The sequence below is a fragment of the Pseudoclavibacter sp. CFCC 14310 genome (assembly GCF_008831165.1).
Taxonomy (GTDB): domain Bacteria; phylum Actinomycetota; class Actinomycetes; order Actinomycetales; family Microbacteriaceae; genus Pseudoclavibacter_A.
Window position 1 is genome coordinate 829,558 of sequence record NZ_WBKC01000001.1, and the last position, 21,579, is coordinate 851,136.

At 62.9% G+C, this 21,579-nt stretch carries 13 protein-coding genes and 3 rRNA genes; all 16 read left to right on the forward strand.

Annotation, left to right across the window (positions count from 1 at the left end; all coding sequences use genetic code 11):
• The first annotated feature begins 84 nt into the window (after positions 1-84).
• A complete protein-coding gene (locus F8O06_RS03725; protein ID WP_158031881.1) occupies positions 85-864 on the forward strand; it encodes an amino acid ABC transporter ATP-binding protein in 780 nt (259 codons plus the stop codon).
• Between the two features lie 36 nt (positions 865-900).
• The gene (locus tag F8O06_RS03730) at positions 901-1,776 is read left to right on the forward strand and encodes a glutamate ABC transporter substrate-binding protein (protein WP_192496739.1); all 876 of its coding nucleotides are present in this window, start codon (positions 901-903) and stop codon (positions 1,774-1,776) included.
• A gap of 126 nt (positions 1,777-1,902) precedes the next feature.
• The gene (locus F8O06_RS03735; RefSeq protein ID WP_158031880.1) at positions 1,903-2,550 is read left to right on the forward strand and encodes an amino acid ABC transporter permease; all 648 of its coding nucleotides are present in this window, start codon (positions 1,903-1,905) and stop codon (positions 2,548-2,550) included.
• Entirely contained in the window at positions 2,547-3,362 is an 816-nt protein-coding gene (locus F8O06_RS03740; protein ID WP_158031879.1) for an amino acid ABC transporter permease, read from the forward strand. Before F8O06_RS03735 ends, F8O06_RS03740 begins: the two co-directional genes overlap by 4 nt.
• 144 nt (positions 3,363-3,506) lie before the next feature.
• On the forward strand, positions 3,507-4,547 hold the full coding sequence (gene pheS, locus F8O06_RS03745; RefSeq protein WP_158037509.1) for a phenylalanine--tRNA ligase subunit alpha: 1,041 nt from the start codon (positions 3,507-3,509) through the stop codon (positions 4,545-4,547).
• Positions 4,547-7,069, forward strand: coding sequence for a phenylalanine--tRNA ligase subunit beta (gene pheT / locus F8O06_RS03750; RefSeq protein WP_158037510.1), 2,523 nt, complete (start codon positions 4,547-4,549; stop codon positions 7,067-7,069). Before pheS ends, pheT begins: the two co-directional genes overlap by 1 nt.
• 15 nt (positions 7,070-7,084) lie before the next feature.
• A complete protein-coding gene (gene argC, locus F8O06_RS03755) occupies positions 7,085-8,149 on the forward strand; it encodes an N-acetyl-gamma-glutamyl-phosphate reductase (RefSeq protein WP_158037511.1) in 1,065 nt (354 codons plus the stop codon).
• Positions 8,146-9,300 carry a bifunctional glutamate N-acetyltransferase/amino-acid acetyltransferase ArgJ gene (gene argJ, locus F8O06_RS03760; protein ID WP_158037512.1) on the forward strand — a complete coding sequence of 385 codons (1,155 nt, stop codon included), beginning with the start codon at positions 8,146-8,148 and terminating at the stop codon, positions 9,298-9,300. The genes argC and argJ overlap by 4 nt, the downstream gene beginning before the upstream one ends.
• A 1-nt stretch (position 9,301) precedes the next feature.
• Positions 9,302-10,258 carry an acetylglutamate kinase gene (gene argB, locus F8O06_RS03765; protein WP_158037514.1) on the forward strand — a complete coding sequence of 319 codons (957 nt, stop codon included), beginning with the start codon at positions 9,302-9,304 and terminating at the stop codon, positions 10,256-10,258.
• Between the two features lie 106 nt (positions 10,259-10,364).
• A complete protein-coding gene (locus F8O06_RS03770) occupies positions 10,365-11,540 on the forward strand; it encodes an acetylornithine transaminase (RefSeq protein ID WP_158037516.1) in 1,176 nt (391 codons plus the stop codon).
• Positions 11,537-12,457, forward strand: a complete 921-nt coding sequence (argF, locus tag F8O06_RS03775) for an ornithine carbamoyltransferase (RefSeq protein WP_158031872.1) — start codon at positions 11,537-11,539, stop codon at positions 12,455-12,457. Before F8O06_RS03770 ends, argF begins: the two co-directional genes overlap by 4 nt.
• Positions 12,458-12,625: 168 nt before the next feature.
• Positions 12,626-14,062, forward strand: coding sequence for an argininosuccinate lyase (gene argH, locus F8O06_RS03780; RefSeq protein WP_158037518.1), 1,437 nt, complete (start codon positions 12,626-12,628; stop codon positions 14,060-14,062).
• 7 nt (positions 14,063-14,069) lie between these two features.
• The gene (tyrS, locus tag F8O06_RS03785; protein WP_158037520.1) at positions 14,070-15,389 is read left to right on the forward strand and encodes a tyrosine--tRNA ligase; all 1,320 of its coding nucleotides are present in this window, start codon (positions 14,070-14,072) and stop codon (positions 15,387-15,389) included.
• A 762-nt stretch (positions 15,390-16,151) separates the two neighbouring features.
• Positions 16,152-17,673: ribosomal RNA gene (locus tag F8O06_RS03790) — 16S ribosomal RNA — on the forward strand.
• 481 nt (positions 17,674-18,154) lie between these two features.
• Positions 18,155-21,256, forward strand: a 23S ribosomal RNA gene (locus F8O06_RS03795).
• A gap of 126 nt (positions 21,257-21,382) precedes the next feature.
• Positions 21,383-21,499, forward strand: a 5S ribosomal RNA gene (rrf, locus tag F8O06_RS03800).
• Together the 16S, 23S and 5S rRNA genes form the textbook arrangement of a ribosomal RNA operon.
• Positions 21,500-21,579: the final 80 nt, after the last annotated feature.

Sequence of the window (21,579 nt, forward strand, 5' to 3'; positions counted from 1 at the left end):
CTACTGTGTAGCCAGGTTTCACTCTTGTTACGAGAGTGTTACGTGGCAGTTCTTGCAATGAAGCGCTAACTACGATGGGGCACCATGACCACGAACGACACCGTCTCGATCCCGCAGATCCAGAGTGATGACCCCATTGTGGTCATTGACCACGTCGAAAAGCACTACGGTGAGCTGCACGTGCTGAACGACATCAACACGAACGTGGGCCGTGGCGAGGTCGTCGTCGTGATCGGCCCCTCCGGGTCAGGCAAATCGACGCTCTGTCGGGCGATCAACCGGCTTGAGACGATTGACTCGGGCACAATCACCATCGACGGCAAGCCGCTGCCCTCCGAAGGAAAAGGCCTCGCACGCCTCCGTGCCGACGTCGGCATGGTCTTCCAGTCGTTCAACCTCTTCGCGCACAAGACGATCCTTGAGAACGTCACGCTCGGCCCCATCAAGGTGCGAGGTCTCAAGCGCAAAGAAGCCGAAGAGCAGGCGATGGTTCTGCTCAAGCGTGTCGGTGTGGCGAACCAGGCCATGAAGTACCCCGCTCAGCTCTCAGGCGGCCAGCAGCAGCGCGTGGCCATCGCCCGCAGCCTGGCCATGAACCCCAAGCTCATTCTGCTCGACGAGCCGACCAGCGCGCTCGACCCCGAGATGATCAACGAGGTGCTCGACGTCATGGTCGAGCTGGCTCGCACCGGTATGACCATGGTGGTGGTCACACATGAGATGGGCTTCGCCCGCAAAGCGGCCAATCGCATCATCTTCATGGCCGACGGCCAGATCGTCGAAGAGGCCCGGCCAGAAGAGTTCTTCACGAATCCCAAAACCTCGAGAGCACGTGAGTTCCTCTCGAAGATCCTCACGCACTGAGTCGTGAGCTCAACCCGAAAGAATGGAGACCACCCCATGAGAATGAGGAAAGCGCTTTCAGGTGCAGCACTGCTGGCAGTCGGGGCGATCGCCCTCAGCGGATGCGCGTCAGGCGGTTCGACGACAGATTCCGCCAAGTTCCCGGTGGCAGAGAACGTCACGGTCGAGGGCAGCCCGACCTTCGACGCGATCAAGCAGCGCGGCAAAGTCGTCGTCGGTGTGAAAGACGACCAGCCTGGCTTGGGCTATCTTGACGCCGCAACGAACGAGCGCTCTGGGTTCGACATCGAAGTGGCACAGTGGATGGCCGCCTCGCTGGGCTTCGGTGCTGACAAGATCGAGTACAAGTCGATTCCGAGCGCCAACCGTGAGCAGTCGATCATTAATGGCGATATCGACTACTACGTGGGCACCTATTCGATCACTGACAAGCGCAAGCAGCAGATCGGCTTCGCAGGTCCGTACTTCGTGACCGGTCAGGGCCTGCTCGTCCGTTCGGACGACGACTCGATCAAGGGCCCCGATGATCTGGCAGGCAAGACCGTCTGCTCCGCAACCGGCTCGACGCCGATTCAGAACATTCGCGAGAACTACCCCGAGGCGAAGGTCACTGAATTCGACAAGTACTCGCAGTGCGTCGACGGGCTGAAGAACAAGCAGCTCGATGCCGTCACGACAGATGAGGCCATCCTGATCGGCTACGCCGCGCAGGATCCCGACTCGCTCAAAGTCGTCGGCGAACCCTTCACCACAGAGAAGTACGGCATCGGTCTGAGCAAGGACGACACCGCACTGCGCACGTTCTTCAACAAGACGCTCACCGACGGCGGCTCCACCTGGACAGAGATCTTCGACCGCACTCTGGGAGCGTCGGGCACGAAGGTCGAGCAGCCCAAGGTCGAAGCGTACTGATTCGCCGTCGACTCGCTCCGCTGAACGACGTGGCCGTCTGAGCCACTGGCCGGCGGGGCACGGAGTGCCGGGGAAATCCTCCCGGCACTCCGATCCTCCCCATCCGCATCGAACTGAGAGACGAACGTGAACACTCTGCTCGAAAACAGCGACCTGTTCCTCACCGGGTTTCGCAACACTCTGATTCTGTTCGCAGTGTCAGCGGTCTTCTCTCTGTTGCTCGGCGGCGTGGTCGGCGCCATGCGAGTGTCACCTGTCGGCCCGATGCGCGTGGTCGGCACGGTGTACGTGAACCTGGTGCGCAATACTCCACTCACTCTGCTCATGCTGTTCTTCGCATTGGGCTACCCGAAGCTGGGGCTGCCGACTCCTGGTTTCATGGCCTTGGCCATCATCTCTCTGAGCCTCTACACCGCAACCTACGTCGCAGAGGCCATCCGCTCCGGCATCAACACCGTTCCGGTCGGACAGGCCGAGGCCGCACGGTCGATCGGGCTGACCTTCGGGCAGACCATGTCGCAGGTCGTGCTGCCCCAAGCGATCCGAGCCGTCGTTCCTCCGCTGATCAGCGTGTTCATCGCTCTTCTGAAGAACACCACAGTGGCTGCGGGCTTCTCCGTCTTCGAGGCGGGCGCCATCCGCGCCTACGCCTCAGAGCGTGGTGAGAACGCCATGGTCGTGCTGCTGTGGGTCGCACTGATCTTCGTGGTGCTGGTAATGGGGCTTTCTCTGCTACAGCGAGTCCTCGAGAAGAAATGGAAGGTCAAGGCATGAGCACCTCCGTTCTCTATGACGCACCAGGCCCCAAGGCCCTGCGACGCAATCGCATTCTGGGCGTGGTCACGGTCATCGTCGTCATCGCCGTACTGGGCTTCGTGATCTCTCACCTGGCAACGAGTGGCCAGTTCGAGGCGAAGAAGTGGCAGCTGTTCACCTACCCCTTGGTGTGGCAGCGAGTCGGGCTCGCCCTCGTCTCCACGCTGTCTGCGTTTGCTCTCGCCGCGGTGCTCAGTCTCGTGCTCGGAGTAGTGCTCGCTGTCGGGCGACTCTCGGATCATGCCTGGGTGAGCCGTCCGGCCGCTTGGATCACCGAGCTGTTCCGGGCCGTTCCTCTGCTGATCCTGATGATGATCATCTACTACGGTCTGCCGACGATCGGTGTCACTTGGGTGAGCCCGTTCGTCGCGGTCGTCGCCGGCCTGACGATGTACAACGGCTCGGTTCTCGCCGAGGTGTTCCGCTCCGGAATCCAGGCACTGCCGAAGGGGCAGGCCGAGGCCGGCTACTCGATCGGCCTGCGCAAGGGGCAGGTCATGCGCATGATTCTGCTGCCGCAGGCGGTCAAGTCGATGATGCCGGTGATCATCTCGCAGCTGGTCGTCGTGCTCAAAGACACGGCACTTGGCTTCATCGTCACCTATGAAGAGCTGCTGTACGTCGCCAAGTTCTACGGGGCTCAGGCACAGTTCGACTACCCGATCATTCCGTCTGCCATCGTGATCGGCTCGATCTACATCGGTCTCTGCCTGCTGCTCAGCGGCTTCGCGGTCTGGCTGCAGCGGCGACTGAGTCGTGCACACCGCTGACCAGCGCGCCAGCTGAAGCGCGCATTCCGAGTGTGATGCGCAGACGTCGCTAGAATGGAGTGGTGCGCGCAGGCGCACCCTCCACTTCGACCGCGGCTGCACCACGTGCCGGCCGCCTCGCGAGGAACGTCACGGAACGGAATCATGTCTGATCACACTCCCATCACGGGCGAGATCGTCGACGGGCTCGTCGACGATGCTCTGCAAGCGATTGAGGCCGCGGCGACGACCGACGAACTGAAGCAGGTTCGAGCCGCACACAGCGGCGAAGGTTCGCCGCTGGCCACACTCAACCGATCGATCGGCGGTCTGCCGAAAGAGCAGAAAGCCCAGGCCGGCAAGCTCGTCGGTCAGGCACGCGGCCGAGTGAACAAGGCCTTCGCCGCGCGCGAGAGCTCACTCGCCGCCGCTGAGAAGGCCGAGCGGCTGGCAGCCGACACCGTCGACATCACCGCCGCCGCCAGCATCCATCGCACCGGATCCCGCCACCCCCTCAACCTCCTCGTCGAGCAGGTCAGCGACGTCTTCGTCGGCATGGGGTGGGAGATCGCCGAAGGGCCCGAGATCGAGAACGAGTGGTTCAACTTCGACGCGCTGAACTTCGACGCCGACCACCCCGCTCGCGCAATGCAGGACACCTTCTTCGTCGAGCCGGTCGACCGGCATCTGCTGATGCGCACCCACACCTCTCCGGTGCAGGTGCGTTCGCTGCTGACACGCGACCTGCCGGTCTACGTTCTGGCGCCGGGGCAGGTGTACCGCACAGATGAGCTCGACTCGACGCACACTCCCGTGTTCCACCAGTTCGAGGGGCTCGCGGTCGACCGAGGGCTGACCATGGCCGATCTGCGCGGCACGCTCGAACACATGGCTCGCATCATGTTCGGCGACGACGCACGCATTCGCCTGCGCCCCAGCTACTTTCCCTTCACCGAGCCCAGCGCCGAACTCGACGTCTGGTACCCGGGGGCCAAAGGCGGCCCGCAGTGGGTCGAATGGGGCGGCTGCGGCATGGTTCACCCCAACGTGCTGCGTGCGGCGGGCATCGACCCCGAGGCATACTCAGGCTTCGCGTTCGGCATGGGCGTCGAGCGCACGCTGCAGTTCCGCAACGATGTGAATGACATGCGTGACATGGTCGAAGGCGATGTGCGCTTCAGCGAGCAGTTCGGGGTGATTATCTGATGCGGGTTCCATTGAGCTGGCTCGGCGAGTTCGTCGAGCTGCAGAGTTCCGAACCGGATGCGGTGCTGGCCGCGCTGGTCAAAGTCGGGCTTGAAGAAGAAGACGTGCATGCGTTCGAAGTCAGCGGTCCGCTCGTCGTCGGCCAGGTGCTCGAGGCGACGCCCGAGCCTCAGACCAACGGCAAGACCATCAACTGGTGCAGTGTGCGTGTGGCCCCCGAAGGTCAGCAGGCCGCTGACGGCGGTGAGTCGGTGCGCGGCATCGTCTGCGGCGCGCACAACTTCGTGGTGGGTGACAAAGTCGTCGTGACGCTGCCCGGCAGCGTGCTGCCCGGTGACTTCCGCATCGCGGCGCGAAAGACGTACGGCCATGTCTCTGACGGCATGATGGCCAGCGCGCGCGAGCTCGGCCTGGGCGAAGACCACAACGGCATCATCGTGCTCGCCGATCTGGGACTCGACCCCGAGGTCGGCACGCCGGCGATTCCGCTGCTCGGCCTGGACGACCGCGCGGTCGAGATCAATGTGACGCCTGATCGCGGCTACGCCTTCTCGATTCGCGGTGTGGCCCGCGAGTACGGTCACGCGACCGGTGCGGCCTTCGTCGACCCGGTCGATCGGGTGGGCACACCCGTGCTCGCATCCGGCTTCTCGGCCGAGATCGACGACCGGCAGCCGATTCGCGGTGCGGCCGGGGTGCGCAGCTTTGTGACGCGCGTCGTCGACGGCGTCGACGCCAGCGCTCCGACGCCCCCGTGGATGCTGGAGAGGCTGACCTTGGCCGGCATCCGGTCGATCTCGGTCATCGTCGACATCACCAACTACGTCATGCTCGAGACCGGGCAGCCGATCCACGGCTACGATCTCGATCGACTCGACGGCGGGCTGGTGGTGCGTCGAGCACAGGCCGGCGAGAAGCTGACCACGCTCGACGACAAAGAGCGCACCCTCGATCCCGAAGACCTGGTCATTGCCGATCATGCTCATGCCATCGGCCTGGCCGGTGTGATGGGCGGTGCGGCCACCGAGGTGAGCGAGACCACGAAGCGTGTGCTCGTCGAGGCTGCGGCGTTCGAGCCGGTGTCGATCGCCCGCACCGCCCGTCGGCACAAACTGCCCAGTGAGGCTTCGAAGCGCTACGAGCGCGGGGTCGATCCCGCCATCGCCTCGGCGGCTGCGCAGCGCGTCGTCGACCTGCTGGTCGAACTCGCCGGCGGAACCGCCTCCGAGATCGGATCGGCCTACCTGCCCGAACTGCCCAAGACGACGGTGCAGCTGCCGGTCGACGCTGCGGCCGCGCTGACCGGCATCGACGTCACCCGTGACGAAGTGGTGTCGATTCTGCGACAGATCGGTGCCCAGGTCGTCGACAACGGCGACGTGCTCGAGGTCACTGCCCCCACCTGGCGCCCTGACATCACCGAACAGGTCGACCTGATCGAAGAGGTCGCCCGCATCGCCGGCTACGAGCGCATTCCGGTGCGCCTGCCGGTGGCCCCTCCGGGGCACGGCTACACGGCTGCTCAGCAGGCTCGTCGGCGGCTGGCCCGGCATCTGGCCGGTGCCGGCTACACCGAAGTCTTCAGCTATCCGTTCGTCTCTGCAGCGCAGAACGCGCTGTTCGAATCGGCAGAGGTGGCGTCGGTCGCCCTGGCGAACCCGCTCGATGCCAAAGAGGGCCTTCTGCGTCGGCTCGTGCTGCCCGGTCTGCTCGAAGTGGCCCGGCGCAACATCAGCCGCGGGCTCACCGACCTGGCGATCGTGGAGCAGGAGCTGGTCTTCCGACCCGAAGCAGGGCAGCAGACGGGGTCGCCGCAACTGCCGATCGGCACGGCGCGTCCCGATGCGGCCACGCTGCAGGCGCTTTACGAGAGTCTGCCGCCACAGCCGCGGCACATCGCCGCAGTGATCGCCGGCAACAGTATCGCGCATCAGCCCGGCACCAAGGCGCTCCCCGTCGACTGGCAGGAGGCCAGCGCGTTCGTGGCACAGGTGGGTCTCGCCTTCGGCGTCACGCTCAGCCTGCGTCAGGCTTCGCTCATCGGCCTGCATCCCGGGCGCGGTGGCGAGGTCGTCGCCTCGACGGCCGAGGGAGAGGTCGTCGTGGGCTTCGCCGGCGAGCTGCATCCCGACCACGTCGCCGCGATGAAGCTGCATGGACGCATCGCCGTCGCCGAGATCGACATCGATGCTCTGCAGCGCATCGCCCCGGCTCAGGTGCACGCCGCGCCGGTGCGCACGCAGACTGCGGCCACGCAAGACCTCTCTCTGGTCGTGCCGCTCGACACCCCGGCTGCTCAGGTGCGGGCTGCCATCACCGAAGGCGCCGGCGACCTGCTCGAACACGTGCAGTTGGTCGACGACTATCGCGGAGACGGCGTCGGCGAAGGTGAGAAGTCGCTCACGTTCGCTCTGCGCTTCCGCGCGGCCGACCGCACACTGACCGCCGCAGAGGCGACCGAGGCGAAGGACGCCGCCGTCGCGCTGGCGGCCGAGCGCTTCGGTGCGCAGCTGCGGGCCTGACGTAAGGTGAATGCCATGTCGATCTCTGTAGCCGTCGCCGGAGCCAGCGGGTATGCGGGCGGAGAGCTGCTTCGCCTGCTCTCGTCGCACCCGCAGCTCGAGGTGCGCACGGTCACCGCTCATTCGAACGCCGGGCAGCGCCTCGGTGACATCCACCCTCACCTGCACCGTCTCGGAGACCTCGTGCTCGCCGACACGAGTGCCGAGAACCTCGCGGGTCACGACGTGGTCTTCGTGGCCCTGCCGCATGGCAAGAGCGGCGAACTCACTGATCAGCTGCCCGAGAACGTGGTCGTCGTCGACGCCGGGGCCGATCATCGGCTGATCGACGAAGACGACTGGAACCGCTTCTACGGCGGCGACTATCACGGGGCTTGGGCCTACGGTCTGCCAGAACTGCCGCGAGAGGGCGGCCGTCAGCGCGACTGGTTGCGCGGGGCGACTCGAATCGCCGCTCCGGGCTGCAACGTGAGTGCGATCAGCATCGGGCTGGCGCCCGCCGTCGCGGCAGGACTGGTCGAGACCGACGACTTGGTCGCCGTGCTCGCGGTGGGTCCCTCCGGCGCCGGGCGTTCGCTGAAGCCGAACCTGCTTGCCAGCGAGATTCTCGGATCGGCCAGTGCGTACGCCGTCGGCGGCACCCATCGCCACATCCCCGAGATCCAGCAGGATCTGCGTTGGGCCGCCAGCGCTCCGGGCGAGACCTCGACGCAGGACATCCGCATCTCATTCACCCCCGTGCTGGTGCCGATGGCCCGTGGAATCCTGGCCACCTCGACCGCACGGCTGTCTGCGGGCACTACGATCGGCGACCTGCGCGACGCCTACGAAGCCGCTTACGAAGACGAGCGCTTCGTCGAACTGCTGCCCGCCGGCCGTTTCCCGGCGACCGCATCCGTGCTCGGCTCCAATGTCGCCTCGCTCGGCATCGCCGTCGACGAGGCCGCCGGGCGGCTCGTCGCCGTCTCAGCGCTCGACAACCTGGTGAAGGGCACCGCCGGTGCCGCCATTCAGTCTGCAAACATCGCCCTGGGCCTTGACGAGGCCGCCGGGCTGCCCATCGAAGGAGTCGCTCCGTGACCGTCACCACACCAGCAGGATTCGAGGCGGCCGGGGTGGCCGCCGGCATCAAAGCGAACAGACACCGCGATCTGGCGCTCGTCGTCAACCGCGGGCCGCGCTTCGATGCCGCTGCGGTGTTCACCACCAACCGGTGCCAGGCGAACCCAGTGCGCTGGAGCCGTCAGGTCGCGGCCGACGGCCGCGTCGACGCGGTCGTGCTGAACTCCGGCGGTGCGAACTGCTACACCGGCGAGCAGGGCTTTCAGACGGCTCACGCGACAGCAGAGGCGGTCGCCGAACAGGTCGGCGTCTCGGCCGGCGACGTCGTCGTCTGCTCGACCGGCATCATCGGCCATCAGCTGCCGCTCGAGAAACTGGTCGGCGGCGTGAGCGCTGCGGCTGCCGAGCTCTCTGCAGACGGCGGCAGCCTGGCCGCCGAAGCCATCCTCACGACTGACACCGTGGCCAAGGAGGTCGCTGTGCGTCATCCCGACGGCTGGTCGATCGGCGGCATCGCCAAGGGGTCGGGCATGATCGCCCCGGGTATGGCCACCATGCTCGTCGTGGTCACCACCGACGCCGTGATCGAGGCCGCCGAGCTGCAGCAGGCGCTCGACGAAGCCGTGCGACACACGTTCAACCGCCTCGACGTCGACGGCTGCATGTCGACCAACGACACGGTCACCCTGCTGAGCTCGGGCGCCTCAGGCGTCAGCCCTGCGCACGCGGAGTTCGTCGCACGGCTGACCGAGGTCTGCGACGTGCTGGCCGCCAAGATCCAGGATGACGCCGAGGGCGCTTCGCACACCATCGACATCGAAGTCCAGCACGCGGCAGACGAGGATGACGCGATCGAGGTCGCCAGGGCCGTGGGGCGCAGCAACCTCTTCAAGGCCGCCATCGCAGGCAACGATCCGAACTGGGGACGCGTCCTCGCAGCTGTGGGCACGACTCAGGCCGCGTTCGACCCCTTCGACATCGACGTGACGATCAACGACACCCGCATCTGCCATGCTGGCCAGCCCGATCGCGACCCCGCCACCGTCGACCTCTCGCCTCGAGCCGTCCATGTGCTGATCGACCTGAAGTCAGGCGAGGCGACAGGTATGGTGCGCACCAGCGATCTCACACATGAGTACGTCGAGATCAACAGCGAATACGAGAGCTGATATGACTGAGCATCTCTCTCTGGCCGAAGACGCTGCGCTCGCCGAAGTCAAGACGGCGACGCTGATGGAGTCGCTGCCGTGGCTTCAGAAGTTCCACGGCGAGACCTTCGTTCTGAAGTTCGGCGGCAACGCGATGGGCGACCCAACTCTGATCGACGCGTTCGCTCAGGATGTCGTCTATCTGAGCATGGTCGGCATCCGGCCCGTCGTGGTGCATGGCGGAGGCCCGCAGATCACGCAGATGCTGGAACGGCTCGGCATTCCCACCGAGTTCAGGGTCGGGTACCGCTACACCTCGCCCGAGGCGATGGATGTCGTGCGCATGGTGCTCACCGGGCAGATCTCTCGAGATCTGGTCGGGCGCATCAACCACTACGGTCCGTTCGCCGTCGCCATCTCAGGTGAAGACGCCGGGCTGTTCACCGCCGAGCGCATTACGGGCAACGACCACGGCAGGTCTGTCGATCTGGGGCTCGTCGGCGAGGTCGTCGGCGTGCAGCCGCAGATCGTGCGCGCACAGCTCGACGCCGGGCGTGTGCCGGTCGTCTCGTCGATCGCACCAGAGGGGGAGTGCGGTGCGCAGCCGCTGAACGTCAATGCCGATCGGGCGGCCTCGGCCCTCGCCGTGGCGCTCGGCGCAGCCAAGCTCGTGCTGCTGACGAACGTCGGGGGGCTCTACCGCGACTGGCCGGATCCCACCAGCCTGATCTCGCAGATGACGACCGATGAGCTCGAACAGATGCTGCCGAGTCTCGAGAGCGGCATGATCCCGAAGATGCGCGCCTGCCTTGACGCCGTGCGCGGCGGCGTTCCTCAGGCGCACGTGGTCGACGGTCGACGTCCGCACTCGGCGCTGCTCGAGATCTTCACCCAATCGGGTATCGGAACGCTCGTCACCCCGACGCCCGACGCGACAGTCCGCGCCGAGACGAACGACGCATCGGCCGAGCGACGATGATGCGGGACCGCCTCGACTGACCGGTCGTTCACGGCGGCCCCGACCACCGCATCCGCACACCCATTGCGCAACGCACTCATTCACCGCACAGGAGCACATCACACACATGGCAGACTGGACCACTGACTATCAGGAGCATCTGCTTCCCGTCTTCGGCACCCCCGCACGCGAGCTCGACCATGGTCGAGGAGCATGGGTGTACGACGTCGACGGCAATCGGTATCTCGACTTCCTGGCCGGCATCGCCGTCTCGGCGCTCGGCCACGCCCACCCCGCACTCGTGCGCGCGATCAGCGAGCAGGCCGCTCGCATCATCCACGTCTCGAATCTGTTCACCTCACCGTCTCAGATCGGTCTCGCCGAAGACCTGCTGCGTGTCGCAGGCAACCCCGAGAACGGCCGCGTGTTCTTCGCCAACAGCGGCACCGAGGCGAACGAGGCGGCTTTCAAGATCGCTCGCGCCCATGCGCGTCAGGGCGGCGGCACTCGCATTCTCGCGCTCGAGCATGCCTTTCACGGGCGCACTCTCGGTGCCCTCAGCGTGACATGGAAGCATAAGCTGCGCGAGCGCTTCGAGCCGCTTGCGAGCGAGGTCGAGTTCATTCCGGCGACGCTCGACGCGCTCGACACCATCGACGACTCTGTCGCTGCGATCTTCGTCGAGCCAGTGCAGGGCGAGGCCGGTGTGCTGCCGCTTCCCGAAGGGTACCTGCAGAAGGCCCGCGAGCTCACGACACAGGCGAACGCACTGCTCATCGTCGACGAGGTGCAGACCGGCATGGGCCGCACCGGCAGCTGGTTCGCGTTCCAGCAGTCGGGCATCATGCCAGACGTCTTCACGCTGGCCAAGGGGCTCGGCGGCGGGGTGCCGATCGGTGCGACCGTCACCGTCGGAGCGGCCAGCGGCATCCTGCATGCCGGCGACCACGGTTCGACGTTCGGCGGCAACCCGCTGGCGACGACCGCAGGTCGCACGGTCATCAACTCGATCGAGAGCGAGGCCCTGCTCGACAACGTGCGACACCAGTCACAGCACCTGCGCGACCTGCTGCCGACGCTGCGGCTCGTCACGGGTGTGCGCGGCATGGGGCTGCTGCTCGGTGTGCAGCTGGATAAGCCGGTCGCGGCCGACCTCGTCGCAGCCGCCCTTGAAGAGGGGCTCATCATCAACGCACCCGATGCACAGACCATCCGACTCGCGCCGCCGCTGATCATCGGCGAGGCAGAGGTGCAGGAGTTCGGCGAACGGTGGACGAAAGCGACAGAGAGGCTCAGCGCATGACCAGGCATTTTCTTCGAGACGACGATCTGACTCCCGTCGAGCAGGCCGAGGTGCTCGACCTCGCGGCCGCACTCAAAGCCGACCGATTCTCTCAGCGCCCGCTTGAAGGCCCGCAGACGGTCGCCGTGTTCTTCGACAAGACGTCGACGCGCACCCGCGTGTCGTTCGCCACCGGCATCGCCGATCTCGGCGGCTCGCCGCTGATCGTCGAGTCGCAGTCGAGCCAGCTCGGCGGCAAGGAGTCGATCAGCGACACCGCACATGTGCTCGAGCGCATGGTCGCGGCGATCGTGTGGCGCACCTACGCACAGTCAGGCCTCGAAGAGATGGCCGCGAACAGCCGCGTGCCGGTCGTCAACGCTCTGTCGGACGACTTCCACCCGTGCCAGATTCTGGCCGACCTGCTCACGATTCGCGAGCACAAGGGCGCACTCAAGGGGCTGACGCTGACGTATGTCGGTGATGCGGCGAACAACATGTCGCACTCCTACCTGCTCGGCGGCGCGACCGCAGGCATGCACGTGCGCGTGGCCGGCCCGGAGGGGTATCTGCCCGACCCGCAGGTCGTGGCGGATGCCGAACGACGTGCCGCCGAGACAGGCGGCTCTGTCTGGGTCGGCACCGATCCGGCTGCTGCGGTCAAGGATTCGGACGTCGTGCTCACCGACACCTGGGTGTCGATGGGGCAGGAGTCCGAGAAGGCCGAACGCCAGCGACTGTTCACCGACTACCAGGTGAACGACGAGCTCTTTGGCCAGGCGGCTGACGACGCGATCTTCCTGCACTGCCTGCCGGCCTACCGGGGCTATGAGGTCTCGGCGTCGGTCATCGACGGCCCGCGCAGTGTGGTCTGGGACGAAGCTGAGAACCGTCTGCACGCGCAGAAGGCGCTGCTGGCCTGGCTGCTGCAGCACTGAGCAGCGCAGGCCCCGACTGCTGCACAGATCGACGGGCTCTGAACGGGCCGCGGCACATCCCACTGCCGCGGCCCGTTCTGCGCATCCGGCGCGCGCCGTGGTGCACGGGCCCGACGAGACCTCTCACGTAGAATGAACACGGCCGCAGGCGCGGCATGAAGGAGCACAATGTCTGAACGCGCAGGAAAAGCCGGAGCACTCTGGGGAGGACGCTTCACCAACGGGCCGTCGCCGGCTCTTGCCGAGCTGAGCAGGTCGACACAGTTCGACTGGGTGCTCGCCCCCTATGACCTGGCAGGTTCTCACGCCCACGCGGCGGCCCTGCACCGGGCCGGCTATCTGACCGACGACGAGTACCGAGACATGATCGCAGCCCTCGACGAGCTCGGTCGTCGGGTGGCATCCGGCGCGTTCGCGGCCCAGCCAGAAGACGAAGACGTGCACTCCGCGCTCGAACGCGGCCTGATCGAGATCGCCGGGGGCGGGCTCGGCGGCAAGCTGCGTGCCGGTCGATCGCGCAACGATCAGATCGCGACTCTTGTGCGCATGTATGCCAAAGATCACGCCCGAACCATCGCAGGCCTGGTCGCCCACGTCTTGGACGCACTGCTCGAGCAGGCCGAGCGCCATATCGATGACCCGCTGCCCGGTCGTACGCATCTGCAGAGCGCTCAGCCCGTACTGCTCGGGCATCATCTGCTGGCGCACGTCTGGCCGCTGCTGCGCGACCTCGACCGACTCGCCGACTGGCGCGATCGTGCCGACGTGTCGCCCTACGGCTCGGGCGCGCTCGCAGGCAACACTCTGGGGCTCGATCCGCAGGCGGTCGCCGAAGACCTGGGGTTCACCTCGTCGGTGCAGAACTCGATCGACGGCACGGCCTCGCGCGACGTGGTCGCCGAGTTCTCGTTCATCCTCACGATGATCGGTATCGATCTGTCGCGCTTCGCCGAAGAGATCATCACCTGGAACACCGCTGAGTTCGACTTCGTGACTCTCGACGACGGTTACTCGACCGGCTCGTCGATCATGCCGCAGAAGAAGAACCCCGACATCGCCGAGCTCGCTCGCGGAAAGAGCGGCCGTCTCATCGGCGATCTGACCGGGCTGCTGGCGACGCTGAAAGCGCAGCCGCTGGCATACAACCGTGACCTGCAAGAAGACAAAGAGCCGATCTTCGACCAGGTGACGCAGCTCGAAGTGCTGCTGCCCGCCTACGCAGGCATGGTCGCAACGGCCCGTTTCAACACTGAGCGCATGGCCGAGGCCGCGCCCAAGGGATTCTCTCTGGCGACCGACGTCGCCGAGTGGCTCGTGAAGCGGGGTGTGCCCTTCCGCGACGCCCACGAGATCTCGGGCAAGCTGGTCGGATACTGCGAACAGCGTGGCATCGGTCTCGACGACCCCACCGACGCAGAGTACGCATCGGTGGATGCGCGGCTCACGCCCGGCGTGCGAGAGGTGCTGACCGTCGCCGGATCGGTCAACGCCCGCACCGGACGCGGCGGCACCGCAGCGGTGAACGTGCGATCCCAGCTCGAAGAGGCACCGCGAACACTGAGTGAGACGCTGCGTCGTATCGGCGTCGCCGAGCAGCAGGCATAGACAGAAAGTGACTGAAACCGTGACGGACACCCCGACCGAACTCGCGCCGCAGCGCATCGACGAGTCATTCGACTCCATCGTCGACGAGCTCCAGTGGCGGGGACTCATCTCAGTGAGCACCGATCTCGACGACCTGAGAGCATCTCTCGCCGCCGGGCCGATCCGCTATTACTGCGGATTCGACCCCACTGCGGCGAGCCTGCACTTGGGCCACCTCGTGCAGCTGCTGCTGATGCGTCGCCTGCAGCTGGCCGGCAATACGCCGTATGCTCTGGTCGGCGGGGCGACGGGACTCATCGGCGACCCGCGGCCAACAGCTGAGCGCACGCTGCACTCCCGCGAACAGGTCGGAGAGTGGGTCACACGCATCCAGCATCAGGTGTCGCGGTATCTCAGCGACGACGGTGCCAACGCGGTGCGCATCGTGAACAATCTCGACTGGACGGCCGAGCTGAGCGCGATCGACTTTCTGCGCGACATCGGCAAGAACTTCCGCGTCGGAGCCATGCTCTCGAAAGAGGCCGTCTCGAAGCGGCTGAACTCGGACGCCGGCATCAGCTACACCGAGTTCAGCTACCAGGTGCTGCAGGCCAATGACTTTCTCGAGCTGTTCCGTCGTGAGGGAGTCACCCTGCAGAGCGGCGGCCAGGATCAGTGGGGCAACCTCGTCGGCGGTGTCGATCTGATCAGGCGTGTCGAGAAGCAGTCGGTGCATGCGATGGGCACGCCGCTCATCACGAATTCCGACGGCACCAAGTTCGGCAAGAGCGAAGGCAACGCCATCTGGATCGATGCCGACCTGACCGCGCCGTACGCGTTCTACCAGTTCTGGCTGAACACCGACGACGCCGACGTGATCGAACGGCTCAAGGTCTTCACGTTTCTGACTCGAGACGACATCGCGGAGTACGCACAGAAGGTCGCCGACGAGCCGTACAAGCGTGAGGCGCAGCGTCGGCTGGCGTTGGAGGTCACCGCGCTGGTTCATGGGCTGGACGCCACGCTTGCGGCGATTGACGCCTCGGCTGCGCTCTTCGGCAACGGCGACCTCACGACGCTCGACGAAGCCACGCTGATCGCCGCGCTGGCCGAGCTGCCCTCTGCAACCGTCGCACCGGACACCACGGTTGCTGCGGCGCTGGTCGAGACAGAGCTGGTGAAGAGCCTGGGCGAAGCCCGACGTGCGATCTCTCAGGGAGGGGTCTCGGTCAACAACGAACGGGTCACCGACCCAGAGGCCACCTTGGCAGACCAGTCGCTGCTGCACGGGCGCCATGCGGTGCTGCGACGCGGCAAGAAGACGCTGGCCAGCCTGACCGTGGCCTAGACACGCAGCAGCACCCGGCCCGTCGCCGGTCGAAAGGGAGTCGTCACCACTGGTGGCGGCTCCCTTTTCGCCTTCTGGGTGTCTCTGGTCTGATGAGGGGATAAGACCACCTGATTGCAGGCGGCTGTGGCTCAGATCGTTCCGAGAGTCCCGACTCGCGGGAGAGCCCCTGTGCTCATGCCTGTGCGTGTGCCTGTGCCTGTGGCTGTGGCTGTGCGTGTGCGTGGGGTTGGTGGTGTTCGACACGCCCGGGTGGTTGGTGTGGTTTTGGGTGGTTGGTGGGGTGTGGGTATTGTTTCTTCTTGTCACCCCAAAGGTGCTGGGATCTGTAGGGTTCTGGGCCTCAAGCGGGGGCCGCTCATTGTGTTGCTGGGGCCGTTTGGTTTTGGTGTATGGTGGGTGTCTGTGTTGCTTGGTTGTTTGCGTGTTGGTCTGGTTTTTCCGGGTTGACGTTGTGTGAATTTCTGGTAACATAGTGAAGCGCCTTGGCCGTTCTGGTCTTCTGGTTCTCCTGGTTTTGTCTGGGTGTCCTGGTTTGACTTGGTGGATGGTTGTGGTAAGCTGGAAAAGTTGCGCCGGCAGGTAGTCGCCCAGGTTTGGGTGGTGATGGTTGGTTGCGTCCGATCCTTGAGAACTCAACAGTGTGCACATGTCGATGCCAATTGATTTGGATTGCTGAGACCGTTTGGTTTTGGTGGTTCATGTTTTCTTTTGGTTTTATGCCATCACTTTTGTGGTGGTTTTTAGAGCCATGTCAGATTTTCTTCGGAGAGTTTGATCCTGGCTCAGGACGAACGCTGGCGGCGTGCTTAACACATGCAAGTCGAACGATGAAGCTGGAGCTTGCTTCGGTGGATTAGTGGCGAACGGGTGAGTAACACGTGAGTAACCTGCCCCTGACTCTGGGATAACTGCTGGAAACGGTAGCTAATACTGGATATGAACCGTACAGGCATCTGTAGCGGTTGGAAAGATTTTTTGGTTGGGGATGGACTCGCGGCCTATCAGCTTGTTGGTGAGGTAATGGCTCACCAAGGCGACGACGGGTAGCCGGCCTGAGAGGGTGACCGGCCACATTGGGACTGAGACACGGCCCAGACTCCTACGGGAGGCAGCAGTGGGGAATATTGCACAATGGGCGAAAGCCTGATGCAGCAACGCCGCGTGAGGGATGACGGCCTTCGGGTTGTAAACCTCTTTTAGCAGGGAAGAAGCGAGAGTGACGGTACCTGCAGAAAAAGCGCCGGCTAACTACGTGCCAGCAGCCGCGGTAATACGTAGGGCGCGAGCGTTGTCCGGAATTATTGGGCGTAAAGAGCTCGTAGGCGGTTTGTCGCGTCTGCTGTGAAATCCCGAGGCTCAACCTCGGGCTTGCAGTGGGTACGGGCAGACTAGAGTGCGGTAGGGGAGACTGGAACTCCTGGTGTAGCGGTGGAATGCGCAGATATCAGGAAGAACACCGATGGCGAAGGCAGGTCTCTGGGCCGTTACTGACGCTGAGGAGCGAAAGCATGGGGAGCGAACAGGATTAGATACCCTGGTAGTCCATGCCGTAAACGTTGGGTGCTAGACGTGGGGGCCTTTCCACGGTTTCCGTGTCGTAGCTAACGCATTAAGCACCCCGCCTGGGGAGTACGGCCGCAAGGCTAAAACTCAAAGGAATTGACGGGGGCCCGCACAAGCGGCGGAGCATGCGGATTAATTCGATGCAACGCGAAGAACCTTACCAAGGCTTGACATATAGAGGAAACGGCCAGAGATGGTCGCCCCGCAAGGTCTCTATACAGGTGGTGCATGGTTGTCGTCAGCTCGTGTCGTGAGATGTTGGGTTAAGTCCCGCAACGAGCGCAACCCTTGTCCTATGTTGCCAGCACGTTATGGTGGGAACTCATGGGAGACTGCCGTGGTCAACACGGAGGAAGGTGGGGATGACGTCAAATCATCATGCCCCTTATGTCTTGGGCTTCACGCATGCTACAATGGCCGGTACAAAGGGCTGCGATACCGCGAGGTGGAGCGAATCCCAGAAAGCCGGTCTCAGTTCGGATTGGGGTCTGCAACTCGACCCCATGAAGTCGGAGTCGCTAGTAATCGCAGATCAGCAACGCTGCGGTGAATACGTTCCCGGGCCTTGTACACACCGCCCGTCAAGTCACGAAAGTCGGTAACACCCGAAGCCGGTGGCCTAACCTTTTGGGAGGAGCCGTCGAAGGTGGGACTGGTGATTGGGACTAAGTCGTAACAAGGTAGCCGTACCGGAAGGTGCGGCTGGATCACCTCCTTTCTAAGGAGCTTTCGGAACCGTTTGGTTTCGTTGATAGTGCCTGCCAGTGTTTCCAAGAGAGCTGGTGGGTTGCTCATGGGTGGAATCATCGACATGCCTGCGTCTGGTGCATTTGAGTGTGAGTACGGTCTTCTTCGGAGGGTTTGGAAAGTGTTTGGGTGTGTTGGGTGTGGGGTGCATACTGTTGGGTCCTGGGGGATCGGGTCGGCCGCTTTTGGTGGTTGGACGGTTTTCCTTGGGCTTTGGCCCTTCTGGGCCGTGGTCTGGCTGGTCTTTGTGGCTGGTTGGGGTGCGGTGCTGGTCGTTGGTTGAGAACTGCATAGTGGACGCGAGCATCGGACACGCTCGCCTTTTGGTGGGTGTGTCGGATAGATATTTGTAGTCAATTTTGTTTGCACCATTGCGGCTGTTGTCGTGGTGGTTCGGACTGATGACACTGGTGAACATGATGAATTGATTTTGTTGTGTTCGTTACTTATGTGGTCAAGTTTCGAAGGGCAAACGGTGGATGCCTTGGCATCTGGAGCCGAAGAAGGACGTGGTAATCTGCGATATGCCTCGGGGAGCTGATAAACGAGCTTTGATCCGAGGATTTCCGAATGGGGGAACCCAGCCGGGCTGTGACCTGGTTACTCCAGTCTGAATGTATAGGGCTGTGAGAGGGAACGTGGGGAAGTGAAACATCTCAGTACCCACAGGAAGAGAAAACAAATTTAGTGATTCCGTGAGTAGTGGCGAGCGAAAGCGGATGAGGCCAAACCGATTATGTGTGATAGCCGGCAGGTGTTGCATGGTCGGGGTTGTGGGAGTCTCCTGTCGCGCTGCTGAGCGGCGAGGGTAGTTGAATAGCATAGTTGAATGGTCTTGAATGGCCGACCGTAGTGGGTGCGAGTCCCGTAGACGAAATGCTGTGATCGCCCGGAGGATTTCCCAAGTAGCACGGGGCCCGTGAAATCCCGTGTGAATCTGCCAGGACCACCTGGTAAGCCTAAATACTTCCAGATGACCGATAGCGGACGAGTACCGTGAGGGAAAGGTGAAAAGTACCCCGGGAGGGGAGTGAAATAGTACCTGAAACCGTTTGCCTACAATCCGTCGGAGCGCCCTTGTTGGTGTGACGGCGTGCCTTTTGAAGAATGAGCCTGCGAGTTAGTGATATGTGGCGAGGTTAACCCGTGTGGGGGATCCGTAGCGAAAGCGAGTCTGAATAGGGCGTTTGAGTCGCATGTTCTAAACCCGAAGCGAAGTGATCTATCCATGGCCAGGTTGAAGCGCGGGTAAGACCGCGTGGAGGACCGAACCCACTTAGGTTGAAAACTGAGGGGATGAGCTGTGGATAGGGGTGAAAGGCCAATCAAACTTCGTGATAGCTGGTTCTCTCCGAAATGCATTTAGGTGCAGCGTCATGTGTTTCTTACCGGAGGTAGAGCTACTGGATGGCTAATGGGCCCCACAGGGTTACTGACGTCAGCCAAACTCCGAATGCCGGTAAGTGAGAGCATGGCAGTGAGACAGTGGGGGATAAGCTTCATTGTCGAGAGGGAAACAACCCAGACTACCGACTAAGGCCCCTAAGCGTGTGCTAAGTGGGAAACGATGTGGAGTTGCATAGACAACCAGGAGGTTGGCTTAGAAGCAGCCACCCTTGAAAGAGTGCGTAATAGCTCACTGGTCAAGTGATTCTGCGCGGACAATGTAACGGGGCTCAAGCACACCGCCGAAGTCGTAGCATTCGCATTTGTGACAGGCCTTCGTGGTCCAGTCGTGCGGATGGGTAGGAGAGCGTCGTGTGGGCGTTGAAGCCGCGGGGTGACCCAGCGGTGGAGGCCACACGAGTGAGAATGCAGGCATGAGTAGCGAATGACGGGTGAGAAACCCGTCCTCCGGAAGACCAAGGGTTCCAGGGCCAGGCTAATCCGCCCTGGGTAAGTCGGGACCTAAGACGAGGCCGACAGGCGTAGTCGATGGACAACGGGTTGATATTCCCGTACCGGCGAAGAACCGTCAGAGCCAACCCAGTGATGCTAAGAGCCCGAATCCTCTGGCTTGCCCTTCGGGGTAGGAAAGAGGCCTAGCGCTCGACCCTGTCTGGTGCGGCTAGCGTATCTCTGGTGTGACGCAGGAAGGTAGCCTCCGCGGGGCGATGGTTGTCCCCGTCTAAGGGTGTAGGCCGAGGAGTTGGCAAATCCGCTCCTCATTCGGCTGAGACCTGATGGTGAGACCGTATGGTCGAAGTGGGTGATCCTATGCTGCCGAGAAAAGCATCGACGCGAGGTTCTAGCTGCCCGTACCCCAAACCGACTCAGGTGGTCAGGTAGAGAATACTAAGGAGATCGAGAGAATCATGGTTAAGGAACTCGGCAAAATGCCCCCGTAACTTCGGGAGAAGGGGGGCCCGGTGATGTGATCGGATTTACTTCGTGAGCGTTGTCGGGCCGCAGAGACCAGTGGGAAGCGACTGTTTATCAAAAACACAGGTCCGTGCGAAGTCGCAAGACGATGTATACGGACTGACGCCTGCCCGGTGCTGGAAGGTTAAGAGGAAGGGTTAGCTTCGGCGAAGCCTAGAATTTAAGCCCCAGTAAACGGCGGTGGTAACTATAACCATCCTAAGGTAGCGAAATTCCTTGTCGGGTAAGTTCCGACCTGCACGAATGGCGTAACGACTTCCCAGCTGTCTCAACCATGAACTCGGCGAAATTGCACTACGAGTAAAGATGCTCGTTACGCGCAGCAGGACGGAAAGACCCCGTGACCTTTACTATAGTTTGGTATTGGTATTCGGTGCAGTCTGTGTAGGATAGGTGGGAGACGTTGAAGCGGTCACGCTAGTGGTCGTGGAGTCATTGGTGAAATACCACTCTGACTGTTTTGGATATCTAACCTCGGCCCGTGATCCGGGTCAGGGACAGTGCCTGATGGGTAGTTTAACTGGGGCGGTTGCCTCCCAAAGAGTAACGGAGGCGCCCAAAGGTTCCCTCAACCTGGTTGGCAATCAGGTGGCGAGTGTAAGTGCACAAGGGAGCTTGACTGTGAGAGAGACATCTCAAGCAGGGACGAAAGTCGGGACTAGTGATCCGGCAGTGGCTTGTGGAAGCGCTGTCGCTCAACGGATAAAAGGTACCTCGGGGATAACAGGCTGATCTTGCCCAAGAGTCCATATCGACGGCATGGTTTGGCACCTCGATGTCGGCTCGTCGCATCCTGGGGCTGGAGTTGGTCCCAAGGGTTGGGCTGTTCGCCCATTAAAGCGGTACGCGAGCTGGGTTCAGAACGTCGTGAGACAGTTCGGTCCCTATCCGCTGCGTGCGTCGGAAATTTGAGAGGATCTGTCTCTAGTACGAGAGGACCGAGATGGACCAACCTCTGGTGTGCCAGTTGTTCCGCCAGGAGCATGGCTGGTTGGCTACGTTGGGAATGGATAACCGCTGAAAGCATCTAAGCGGGAAGCCGGCCTCAAGATGAGATTTCCATACCATTTATGGTGAGAGGACCCCAGCAGAACACTGGGTTGATAGGCCGGATGTGGAAGCACCGTAAGGTGTGGAGCTGACCGGTACTAATAGTCCGAGAACTTGACAACACACATAAATTCTTTCTGTAACGATGAACGCGTCCACTCTGCGGTTCCCGATCCATGACCGGGAACCACCACAACACACCTTTTGGGGTGTGGGTGTGGGTTGAACTGAATAGTGATCGAAGCCGTTACGGCGGCCATAGCGTGAGGGAAACGCCCGGACACATCCCGAACCCGGAAGCTAAGCCTCACAGCGCCGATGGTACTGCACGGGGGACCGTGTGGGAGAGTAGGACACCGCCGGAACATTATTCACGGAAGGCCACCCCGCTAGCGGGGTGGCCTTCCGTCGTTAACCACACACACGAACGCCAATCACACACGCA